Raw genomic sequence first — 12,049 nt, 5'->3', positions numbered from 1 at the left:
CTTTTGTCGAAACATGTAGCAAATATTTTATCCAACAAAAAACCTTATTAATAATTATGAAGAAAGTACTATTACTTAGTTTATCAGCCTTATTCATTCTAAGTTCTTGTGTTTCTAAAAAGGAATTTTTAGCCTTACAGGAAAAGCAAAAAGAAACCCAGGATTTATTGAATTCTGCAACCGTTAAATTGAACTCTTGTTTAGAAGAAAGAGCAACAGCAACAGCTAAAGTTTCTGTGTTAGAAGATAGAGTAAAAGATTTAAAAGATGCGAATGACAATCTTGGAATCATATCTGCTAAGGGTGCCAACAATATGGAAAAAACTTTAGAGAGCTTAAAGGAAAAAGACCTTAAAATTACACGTCTTCAAGATGCCTTAACTCAGAAAGATAGTGTAACGCTTGCTCTAGTAACTAGCTTTAAACGTGAAGTTGGGATTAATGACCCAGATATTGAAGTAAATGTTGAAAAAGGCGTCGTATTTATCTCTATATCAGATAAATTACTATTTAAGAGTGGTAGTTACAATGTAACTTCAAAAGCTAAAGAAGTTTTGGCAAAAGTAGCTAAGGTTGTAAATGCAAAACCAGATTTTGAATGTATGGTTGAAGGACATACTGATAGTAGATCTTTTGCTAGTGGTGTTTTGCTGGATAACTGGGATTTGAGCGTAAAACGTGCAACTTCCATTATCCGTGTACTTGAAGATTTAGACGTAAATCCAGGAAGACTAATTGCCGCAGGACGTAGTTCTTATGTGCCATTGGTTGACAACGACACTGCTGAGAACAGAGCGATTAACAGACGTACAAGAATTGTGGTACTTCCAAAATTAGATCAGTTCTATGAATTGGTTGAAAAGGAAATGAAAAATTTAGAGGCTGGAGGAAACTAAGCAGCACTCTTTAAACATAATATTTAAAAGCTCAACTTTTATAGTTGGGCTTCTTTGTTTTATTTTGGGCGTTACCCCACCCTTCGAGTACCTCAGGGTAAAAGGGGTCAGGCTTTCACTACTCGCTCCTCCTGCGTCGGGAGCTCAAGCATGCCGCTCAATCCTTAACGCGAATTCGTCTGGTTTAAAACAATATATATTTATTATCGAGCAATAGCCTCTTAAGGTAGATTTAGAAAAAGCTAAAGAAGAAAAAGAAGATATATAAAAGTACATAGAGCATCCCTCTCATTGAGGGCCATCCTCAGACAGCCATTTTAAAAATATAAAATAATTTAGATATGATACTGCCAAGTTATATTATTAACTTCCTAAGTGATTATTAATTGCTTTCAGTTCCGAAGTTTCTCTTATATCCGCAAAAATAAAGAACCTTACGTCATGAGCATCACTTAGCGTTTAGGCTATCGCTCGGTATCCTGTAAGGTTCCTTACTAAATATAAACATACAAATTTTATAGCTAAATTACGTAAAGTAGAATTTCAATATTTTAAAGTACTAACCAAAAGCATAAACACGATTATGAATTTTTTTAGCTGCGCTGAACCTCGTCCTTATTTTGTTTCCCATCATTTCTTTTATGCATCGATCTAAATTATTGACCTATCCTGTTGTCATTGTTTTAGGTTTCAGTTCTTTAAATCCTGCACTGAGCGCAGTCGAAGTGTTATGGAGAATTCACAGGTTGTTGGAACAGGTGAAACGGAAGGGGTAAGTTGTGAATTGCTTTAGCTGCGCTGAACCTCGTCCTTATTTTGTTTCCCACCATTTCTTTATGCATCGATCTAAATTATTGACCTATCCTGTTGTCATTGTTTTAGGTTTCAGTTCTTTAAATTTATGGAGAATTCACAGGTCAGCAACAATTCATATATGCGTAACGTTAGTTGTGAATTGCTTTCAGTTCTTTAAATTTATGGAGAATTCACAGGATATTATGTTTCCTTTCTCGTCATGAGAGAGTTGTGAATTGCTTTCAGTTCTTTAAATTTATGGAGAATTCACAGGTTTAAGCAATCTACCGATAACCTTCAACGAGTTGTGAATTGCTTTCAGTTCTTTAAATTTATGGAGAATTCACAGGGTGATCGTTTAGAGATTGAAGAACAACTAGTTGTGAATTGCTTTCAGTTCTTTAAATTTATGGAGAATTCACAGGCAACTCTTAAAGATTACAGAGTAGCCTCAAGTTGTGAATTGCTTTCAGTTCTTTAAATTTATGGAGAATTCACAGGAGGTTACGATTCTGTCTATCTCGTCGTTAGTTGTGAATTGCTTTCAGTTCTTTAAATTTATGGAGAATTCACAGGTGATATTCCGAAGGAACGCATTTTAAAACAGTTGTGAATTGCTTTCAGTTCTTTAAATTTATGGAGAATTCACAGGATTACCTAATGATGAAATAATGTAGTTGCCGTTGTGAATTGCTTTCAGTTCTTTAAATTTATGGAGAATTCACAGGAGCTTACCACCGCTATTGACGAACATTTATGTTGTGAATTGCTTTCAGTTCTTTAAATTTATGGAGAATTCACAGGTTTTTCCAAAAAGAGTTTTAAGTGTCGCAAGTTGTGAATTGCTTTCAGTTCTTTAAATTTATGGAGAATTCACAGGTGATGTATCAATCGACCTGCTGCAATGCAGGTTGTGAATTGCTTTCAGTTCTTTAAATTTATGGAGAATTCACAGGACCAAAAAGGATTGAATAATCCGCATATAAGTTGTGAATTGCTTTCAGTTCTTTAAATTTATGGAGAATTCACAGGAATTGGAGATTTCTTTGTTGTAAAGGCAACGTTGTGAATTGCTTTCAGTTCTTTAAATTTATGGAGAATTCACAGGTTAAAGAAACCCGTTATCAGCTGTCAACTGTTGTGAATTGCTTTCAGTTCTTTAAATTTATGGAGAATTCACAGGTTATACGGTGTTACCTATTGGTGCGACTTTGTTGTGAATTGCTTTCAGTTCTTTAAATTTATGGAGAATTCACAGGCTGTTACGGTATCTAAATCCGCATCTCCACGTTGTGAATTGCTTTCAGTTCTTTAAATTTATGGAGAATTCACAGGAATTATCACCAAACAACACACACCACATCGTTGTGAATTGCTTTCAGTTCTTTAAATTTATGGAGAATTCACAGGGTGATGGACATTTAGATGTAACAAGCTCAGGTTGTGAATTGCTTTCAGTTCTTTAAATTTATGGAGAATTCACAGGCAGCAAATTACTGTCCGATACGAATTACATGTTGTGAATTGCTTTCAGTTCTTTAAATTTATGGAGAATTCACAGGTTTGGGTATGGTTTGATTTTTAACGACTTAGTTGTGAATTGCTTTCAGTTCTTTAAATTTATGGAGAATTCACAGGGTTGGATGCGTAAAATAGACCATAACGGAAAGTTGTGAATTGCTTTCAGTTCTTTAAATTTATGGAGAATTCACAGGAGGTAGATACCAAAGAATGCATCTACTACGTTGTGAATTGCTTTCAGTTCTTTAAATTTATGGAGAATTCACAGGGTGTTTCGATTTTATACATACTGGCAATACGTTGTGAATTGCTTTCAGTTCTTTAAATTTATGGAGAATTCACAGGTGGCACATGGCGCACGCGTTGGTTGGTGGCGTTGTGAATTGCTTTCAGTTCTTTAAATTTATGGAGAATTCACAGGACCAATAAGTTACAGCACATTGTGCCAATAGTTGTGAATTGCTTTCAGTTCTTTAAATTTATGGAGAATTCACAGGGGAAACTCTAATTTAATTGAACAAATACACGTTGTGAATTGCTTTCAGTTCTTTAAATTTATGGAGAATTCACAGGCCAATTAAAGTAGAAGGCGACGCGCCGGTAGTTGTGAATTGCTTTCAGTTCTTTAAATTTATGGAGAATTCACAGGACGACTAAAAAACAAGAAGAAGCAGACGACGTTGTGAATTGCTTTCAGTTCTTTAAATTTATGGAGAATTCACAGGTTACGACGATTATTGCACCACAGTTCCCACGTTGTGAATTGCTTTCAGTTCTTTAAATTTATGGAGAATTCACAGGTTTATAGAGTTGAAAGCTTAAAATTTGTAAGTTGTGAATTGCTTTCAGTTCTTTAAATTTATGGAGAATTCACAGGAAAATGAAAGGCTTTTGGGTAGAAGATTACGTTGTGAATTGCTTTCAGTTCTTTAAATTTATGGAGAATTCACAGGCGCATTACCTATAAGGACCATTCGCATTTAGTTGTGAATTGCTTTCAGTTCTTTAAATTTATGGAGAATTCACAGGTATGCGTTTTGTAAAATCGTACTGCCCTCTGTTGTGAATTGCTTTCAGTTCTTTAAATTTATGGAGAATTCACAGGTTTAGGTATTGAAACGCCTTTAGCGTCTACGTTGTGAATTGCTTTCAGTTCTTTAAATTTATGGAGAATTCACAGGCTTCGGCGACAGCGAACTTATGCAATCAGTGTTGTGAATTGCTTTCAGTTCTTTAAATTTATGGAGAATTCACAGGTCTTACTAATAAGTTCACACAATTCTTTAGGTTGTGAATTGCTTTCAGTTCTTTAAATTTATGGAGAATTCACAGGTTGTGGCTGCTAATACAGATGCAGATACACGTTGTGAATTGCTTTCAGTTCTTTAAATTTATGGAGAATTCACAGGTTTTGAAGATTATTTAGTTAATCATTATGGTTGTGAATTGCTTTCAGTTCTTTAAATTTATGGAGAATTCACAGGAAAATGCAATAATTCAATATCAAGGAAACCGTTGTGAATTGCTTTCAGTTCTTTAAATTTATGGAGAATTCACAGGATACTTGCTGTAACAGGCTGGTATCCTGTTTTTTATGTTAGTTGTTAGAATTGTTGTTTTTATCTAAATTAATAAGGTTTCGACTGCGTTCGACCTGACATTTCAAGTTCTATTTACTATAATATTTAAGATGCTGAAAAGAGTTCAGCATGACAGAGCGTGTTTAAATGGATTCCTGCCTTCGCAGGAATGACAATCCTAAAAAAGTTCTAATTGTTGTGATGGTGGTTCTAAATCGGCTTCTTTTTGGCCATGGAAGAGTTCCATCATACCAAATTGCTTATCGGTAATTTGCATGATACATACCTTTCCTTTTTTAGGTAGCGCCTTTTTTGTACGTTTTATGTGTACGGTAGCATTTTCTCTGCTTGGGCAAAATCTGGTATAAATGCTAAACTGAAACATGCCAAAACCATCATTTAACAAGTTTTTCCTAAAGCGTGTTGCTGCCTTTCGCTCAGTAAGAGTTTCTGTCGGTAAATCAAAAAACACGAGTACCCACATACATCTATATTGATTTAATCGTGTTAAGTAAGATGCCATACATGCTTTTTTGTTTTAGTTAAAAGTATCCGTCCTGTCATTCCGCGCATGACGCGGAATCCAATTTTATCTTAGATTCCTGCCTTTGCAGGAATGACAACCTAATGTTGAGAAAATTTTTTTTTTTTGTTTAAAACTATTGATTCCAAATCCATAATGGTTTATTTTAGTTAAAGGTATCTGCCTTGTCATTCCTGCGAAGGCAGGAATCCATTTTATCCCACAAAAGCCTCCAAAGACGACTTAAATTCTGGATATAACAATTTCCGTCTACTGCCTTCAAAACATTCAAAAAGGCTAGTTGTAGTTCTGCTCATGGCATTCATTAATGGGCTTTGTTTTCCATCAATAACCACATCCAAAGCAGGAATCATTAATAAGTCTGTTTTTATAGTCGTGTTTAGTTCCTCTATTTGGCAGCCTGTTTCTACAATATCATACACTATGGCGTCCACATAAGGCCTGTAGGGTTCCATAACATCATCTGCCAAACAAAAGGCATTGTACTTATTATGATGGAAAATACCAACTGATGGCAATAAACCACTACTTACCAGTGCCCTAGCGGCTACAGCCCGTAAAATGGCGTAACCATAGTTTAGTAAGTTATTTGGCGCAATGCCTTTTTGGTTACGGCTAAAACCATCTATATCAAATAAATTTTGAAAGTAAAACGCAGCTGCAATCGCTTCTTGATTATCTAAATCGCCACTTTTCACTTCTTTGACATAACGTTTTAAACGCAACGCATTTTTTTCTCGCATCAAAAAATGATTGGCTTGGTTATCAATTTTTGCAACAACCGTTTGCTGCCACAAATTCTTTTTTAAGGGTATACTAGCATTTAGTTGGTAGCGCATACGCTCTGTTTGTTCGCTATGTCCCGTTAGTGGTTGTAAAAGTGAACAAGGTAAATGTTGTTGGTCGCAGGTAATAACGGCGGTTTTGTTCTCTACCAATTTACGTAACAAACCGTTAGTTATGGTGATTTGTGGGTCTTCCAACACCACATAGCCCAAATCTTCAATAGGAATGGTTTTTTCGTCCTTTTCTTCCTCTGGAAAATTGACCACAAGTTGCTGATTTTTGGTGCTGAGATAAGCGGGATTGCCAAAAAACAAGGTTCGTTTTATCATGACTTAAGTTATTCTCCGATTTTAACTATTTTACCAATGTGGTTTAGTCTTATTTTAGTTAGTCGCTCTAAATCTGCATTTTTTGAAATAGTAAACCAAGTTATATCCTTTAACTTTAGATCGCTTCTAGTTACACTTGTTTCAAGATGATGTCTAAAATCAACAAGAAATCTACCACTTCCACTTTTGCTCATTTTCTGCAACCTGAACAATTTTTTACTGATAATTGCTCTATTATTTTCGTCAAAAAAATCAATTTCATTTTCATATTGTGGGTTCTTTGAATGTTTTAAATCGAAAACAAATAAATCGTTAATTTGCATTGAAAACTGAAATTTGCCCAATTCAGCATCGTTTCTTCTTTCAATTATGGGTGTCGGTTTTCCAGAGAGTTCAATATTCAGCATGCCTATTTTTACGGCATCCCAAAAGGATACTACTCTATCATTGTATTTTCCTTTTTCGTCCTTAAAAATAAGTGTATGATGATTTTTACCTAAAATCACGTAACCATCCCTCACTTTTTCTACTTTGCTTTCATCGGAAACCGTAACTGATTTCAATAACATTCCATTCTTTAGGCGAATTGGGTTTTCTTTTAAATTTTTAAAAGCTTCTTTTATCTTTCCATTATGCAGTTCCAATCGCTCTTGAATAACTCGTTTGGATTCTCCGTCAATAATCTTTTTAATTTGTGCAAGTGTTATGCTTTCATTTATCACCACTCTTTTAGTGTTTACCCATTCATAAATAGTGACCTCATTTATTAGCTCATTTTTGTAAACTATAGGTTCTTTTTTAAGTGCTTTTGATGAAAAAGCTAATTTTGGGTCTCCTTCGAACTTTAAAAGGTGTTCCTTTATCAGTTTTTTAATTTTTGGGTTAACTATTAAGTTTTGTTGTTCTCCTAAAAGCTTATTCAGTTTTACTTTTTTATCGGCTATTCTCTTAATACGCCCCATTACTGTATCTTCATGCAACCTTGCCCTTGGAACCCAAGTTACTTGCTCCATTCCATTTTTTGGACGATTAATGGTTTTAGTTAATACTTTACTATTTTCTTTTTTGAAGGATATGAAAATATTTTCCAAATGTTTTTTGGCCTCCTGCCTTATATTAGGTATGTCACATTTAATTATGTTACCTTGATGCTGAGCAAATTCTTTTAATGAAAATCTGCTTTCTAAAAAATCCTCATAATTTTTGAGTTCCGCTTCGGTTAATGTTCCTTTTTGGTATTGATAAATTTTATTTAGGTTGTTGAGCTTAAAGATTATTTTCTGATTCGTTAATGCACAAATTAAAGCATCAACAGCATGATGCCTATGGTCATCACGTTTACTCCAGTCTTTAATTATTTCAAATGATTTGGTCTGTCCGTTGGTTTTGATAGTTTTTTCTTCAACTTGACCAATAGATTTATAGGTCTCAAAGGACAATTCTTGCAAGAGGTGTTTTAGTTGCCATTCATCTCGCAAGAAGTCGGTGACTTGTCCTGTAGTAGTATGAACATTTGGGCAAACCGATTTTAGCATTTTGACTGCCTCTTTTGCGATATATTGCGAATCTTTTTTCATACGCTCCACAAAATCAGAAGGAATATCTTCGCCTTTACAAAGTAAATTTTCAAATTTTGTCCTTGTTATACTACCCTTGCCATCTTTGTACAAATCGTTTACCTTTGATATGTATTGATAAAGTACTTTTTCCCCTTTTGAAGCCATAAAATCATACGCTGTCATTTGCCCTTTATCTGAATTGCAACTCCTATGCGCTATGATGAAGTTACTCATGGCATTATTAAAAGACCTCGATTTTGGCAGGATGTGCTCTATATCCGCATTGCCCGTTAACATATCTGTTCCAGTAATAGGGTTGTTGCAATACAAACATTCTTGAGTAACCTCCTCCCAAAGAATAAACCGCTTTACATCTCTTCCGTTCACCAATTTGAAACCATGATTTTCCTTGAGTTCTTTTCGAATTCTATCATTGTTTTTTTTATTTCTTGAATTAGATTGTGAAATACTTTTCCTGGTCTTAGCACTGTTGCGTAATTCTCTTGCGAGTTCAACCCGTATCTCATGGATTTCTCCATACTCTTCTATGACAAGATTAACCACATTAACAACTTGATTGAGAATTTGCTCTACCACTGGGTTTCTTAAAGCATTTTTATTAAGTTGTTTTAATTTTGGCAACAACTCAATAACTGTTTTGTAGCCACTATGGTCATAGCCCACTTTTTCACAAGCCTCGCTGTAACCCAGACCCTTTTCTAAACTTGGCAAGAGTTTCCTTATTGCTCTAGTTGATAGATTTCCATAATCCGCAGAATAGCCAACTTTATTTGCTATTATTGTACTTTGCTGTTCTTGAAACCCAAAGCGTTTCATCAGTGCAGCTATTACTTCTTTTTCCGTAGGCAATGAGTAAGTAATGTGCCATAGCTCAAATAACCCACCCTTTTCGTCGTTTTTATCCAAATTAAAAAACAAGTACTTTTCAGGGTTGTCAATTCCAGCTACTTTTAAAGCGTTTTTTAAAACACTATATGTGCGGCTTCCGTCTAATTCCGTAAAGTTTAAATAAATCCTGTCGTTTCGCCCATACCCCAAAAGATTCTTGATTTTGGAAACAGATAATTTGAATTTTCCGTTTAACTCGTATCCGTGCCAAAGAGCTTCTTTTAATTGTAGCTTTTGTTCCAAAGAGGGCTTAAGCTCTTCCCCATTGGGTGATTTCCAAGCTAAATCATTTACCTTTTGCCAAATCCTGAATAATTCAAAATAAGGTGAACTCTTTGCAACCGCTTTATGGTGTTTCTCAAAAGGGCATTCCGATACCAATCCTTTTTGACTTTTAAGAGGTCGTTGGTAATATATGGTCTTGTTGCGGATAAGGTCGTACAGAGTTGCTTTATTGTCATCATCTTGTGAATTTCCAGTTAAAATGCCGTGGTATTTTTGCTGTTCGTCCCAAATACGGTCAAATTCTTCAACATAAGAGCTTCTTTGATAGGTACGTTCTCGGATAAGGACATCAAAAGAATTGTTACCTTCGATTAGTTCCGAATATAGTTTTTGACCAATGGTTTTTCCCTCTAATTCTTTTTCCAACGATGCGATTCGATCTTTATATTCAGTCGTGTTTTCTTCTTCTGACACTGATTTTCTGTTGCTCAAAAAACCACGTCTTTGGTTAAGAAGAATCAAAACACGTCCAAGTTCTTTTAAAGAGATTTTTTTGGTTACAGCTTTTGCTCTAATAGCATAAAGCTCGGTTGAAGAAAGTCTAAACAAATCCAAAGAGGGAAACATATCATTTTCTTTCAGAATTGCATATAGTTTATCCCTTCTTGCCTTATATCTTTGATTATTTCTTCTTATGCCTCTTTTTATGGTTCTATCCAGGTTTTTGCTAGCTGTATTTCCCGAATAGAACTTACCATGAAAGTCTGGGTCTTCAGGGACTATCCTAACCGCCAATTTTTCAATCTCTTTTTTATCATCATCTTCTTTAATGACTGCTAGACCAACAGATGATACGCCTATGTCAAGTCCTAATATTCGTTTCATACACTAAATTATTTATCAATAAACTTATTCCTTATTTTTTATACTTTTTTACGGTATTCCGTATTTGCCCAACCACTTTCTTTTTATATCTTTAAGCCCTGAAAGCAATTCACAATAAGGATTATTCCGTTGTGAAAACATTTAAAGCGGTTCTTACGAATCGCTTTTTCTTTTCTATTTAACTGCTATAATTTTTAAGGAGGATTTTAAATGTAAGAAAAATAACTTAAAAAAAGACTGTTATTTACAATTAATACAGATTTTTCTTCCGCTCTAGGGATTGGACGGTATACTTCGATAAACCCAGCACAGGGGTTTGAAATCGCCGACGCAGGAGGGATTGAGTAGTGAAAGCCTGCCGGCAGGCAGGCTCGACCCTTTTACCCTGAGGTTCTCGAAGGGTGGGTAGCCCCCAAATAACTCTAAAAAATCTCCAAACTACCCTTTCCTTCTCTTATCACAACGGGTTCTTCATTAGATAAATCAATAACAGTTGACGGCTCGTTCCCGCCGTATCCACCATCTATAACCAATTCCACCAAGTTGTCCCATTTTTCAAGAATTAATTCGGGATCGGTAGTGTATTCTAAAATTTCGTCTTCATCCCGGATGGATGTGGAAATAATAGGGTTGCCCAATTGCTTTACTATATCTAACGCGATGTTGTTGTTTGGCACTCTTATACCTACAGTTTTGCGCTTTTTAAAAGGATTTGGTAAAGATTTAGACCCAGGCAGAATAAAGGTGTAAGCTCCTGGAAGGGCGCGCTTTAAGATTTTAAACGTGGACGTATCAATTTGCTTTACGTAATCGCTGAGATTGCTTAAATCGTGGCACACAAAGGAAAAGTTAGATTTTTCTAATTTCACACCCTTAATTCTAGCTACTTTCTCTAAAGCCTTAATATTAGTAATATCACAGCCTAAACCATATACGGTATCAGTGGGGTAAATTATAAGTCCGCCTTTTTTTAGCACCTTTACTACCTTATCGATTTCCTTTGGATTAGGGTTTTCCTCGTATATTCTAATAAATTCCGCCATAATATTTATCTTGTGCAAACGTTTACAAAATAATTGACCATTTACACCCTAAAGTTACTCAATAAAATTAAAGTACAACTGGTTTTAAACCTAGACTTATGAAATTAGAAAAACTTTTTTTTACAGTAATTCTTTTTACTGTTCTACTTTTAGGATGTTCTAACGAAACCACTGATGATAGTGATGTTTCCAATACATTTGACACGAGCAAAATTTACGAGGAACTTAATATGCCGTATGGTACCGAGGAGCGCCAGAGGTTTGATTTATACCTGCCTGCTAATAGAACTTCTGCTACAAAAACCGTGATTTTAGTTCACGGCGGTGGATGGACGTCTGGCAGTAAAGAAGATATGGATCCTATTAAGCTATTGATTAATCAAGAACTTAAGGATATTGCCGTTGTAAACATGAATTACAGATTGGCAGACGCAAACAACCAACCGTACCCCATGCAAATTGAGGATATCACAAGTGTTGTGAACTTTTTGAAGGAGAATAAAACTAAATATTCTATTTCTGAAGATATTGGTTTTATCGGCACTAGTGCTGGTGCGCATTTATCATTATTGTGGAGCTATGCTTTTGATAATAACAAAAAGGCAGATATGGTTTGCAGTATTGTTGGCCCTACAAATTTAACAGACCCTGCGTATCTAAATAATTCAAATCCTATTTTACAAAATCTTCTGGATTTATTTGGCATTGAACCAACTACAGCGTTTTTGGAAGAGGTAAGTCCGTTTCATCAAGTCACGTCCTCAGCACCTCCAACCATATTATTTTATGGTGGACAAGACCCTTTAATCCCTACAACTCAAGGCACAGATTTAAGAGATAAACTACAATCTTTAAACGTAACGCATGAGTTTACGCTTTATGAAAATGCTGGACATGGCTGGGTTGGATTAGAACTATTGGATACTTGGAGTAAACTAAAAGCCTACATGGAAATACATTTGTAGTTTTAATGTAAC

At 35.2% G+C, this 12,049-nt stretch carries 6 protein-coding genes and 1 CRISPR repeat array; of the genes, 2 read left to right on the top strand and 4 right to left on the bottom strand.

Translation table 11 applies throughout. The features are described from left to right. Window positions 1–56: 56 nt before the first annotated feature. Entirely contained in the window at window positions 57–896 is an 840-nt protein-coding gene (locus tag AC1B0Z_RS02480) for an OmpA/MotB family protein (RefSeq protein WP_483793967.1), read from the top strand. Between the two features lie 871 nt (window positions 897–1,767). Then, a CRISPR array of direct repeats spans window positions 1,768–4,772; the repeat unit is 46 nt; unit sequence GTTGTGAATTGCTTTCAGTTCTTTAAATTTATGGAGAATTCACAGG. A 198-nt stretch (window positions 4,773–4,970) separates the two neighbouring features. On the opposite strand, the gene cas2 is transcribed toward AC1B0Z_RS02480, so the two are convergent. The 4 genes from cas2 to AC1B0Z_RS02460 form a co-directional block, all read right to left on the bottom strand. Then, on the bottom strand, window positions 4,971–5,315 hold the full coding sequence (gene cas2 / locus AC1B0Z_RS02475) for a CRISPR-associated endonuclease Cas2 (protein ID WP_483793966.1): 345 nt from the start codon (window positions 5,313–5,315) through the stop codon (window positions 4,971–4,973). Window positions 5,316–5,530: 215 nt separating this feature from the next. Further along, window positions 5,531–6,451, bottom strand: a complete 921-nt coding sequence (gene cas1 / locus AC1B0Z_RS02470; protein WP_483793965.1) for a type II CRISPR-associated endonuclease Cas1 — start codon at window positions 6,449–6,451, stop codon at window positions 5,531–5,533. Window positions 6,452–6,459: 8 nt separating this feature from the next. Beyond that, entirely contained in the window at window positions 6,460–10,029 is a 3,570-nt protein-coding gene (gene cas9 / locus AC1B0Z_RS02465) for a type II CRISPR RNA-guided endonuclease Cas9 (protein ID WP_483793964.1), read from the bottom strand. A 422-nt stretch (window positions 10,030–10,451) separates the two neighbouring features. After that, complete coding sequence (locus AC1B0Z_RS02460) at window positions 10,452–11,072, bottom strand: L-threonylcarbamoyladenylate synthase (protein ID WP_483793963.1); 621 nt, start codon at window positions 11,070–11,072, stop codon at window positions 10,452–10,454. 98 nt (window positions 11,073–11,170) lie between these two features. Here AC1B0Z_RS02460 and AC1B0Z_RS02455 point away from each other — a divergent pair, with 98 nt between their 5' ends. Next, a complete protein-coding gene (locus AC1B0Z_RS02455; RefSeq protein WP_483793962.1) occupies window positions 11,171–12,037 on the top strand; it encodes an alpha/beta hydrolase fold domain-containing protein in 867 nt (288 codons plus the stop codon). The last annotated feature ends 12 nt before the right edge of the window (window positions 12,038–12,049 follow it).

The organism is Hyunsoonleella sp. J2K-J805, from assembly GCF_057167125.1.
The sequence above is the reverse complement of the archived record's forward strand: the minus strand, read 5'-3'. Positions and strand labels throughout refer to the sequence as shown.

Coding starts and splice junctions, on each gene's coding strand:
- AC1B0Z_RS02480 (WP_483793967.1), top strand. CDS start 57: ATGAAGAAAGTACTATTACTTAGTTTATCAGCCTTATTCATTCTAAGT.
- cas2 (WP_483793966.1), bottom strand. CDS start 5,315: ATGGCATCTTACTTAACACGATTAAATCAATATAGATGTATGTGGGTA.
- cas1 (WP_483793965.1), bottom strand. CDS start 6,451: ATGATAAAACGAACCTTGTTTTTTGGCAATCCCGCTTATCTCAGCACC.
- cas9 (WP_483793964.1), bottom strand. CDS start 10,029: ATGAAACGAATATTAGGACTTGACATAGGCGTATCATCTGTTGGTCTA.
- AC1B0Z_RS02460 (WP_483793963.1), bottom strand. CDS start 11,072: ATGGCGGAATTTATTAGAATATACGAGGAAAACCCTAATCCAAAGGAA.
- AC1B0Z_RS02455 (WP_483793962.1), top strand. CDS start 11,171: ATGAAATTAGAAAAACTTTTTTTTACAGTAATTCTTTTTACTGTTCTA.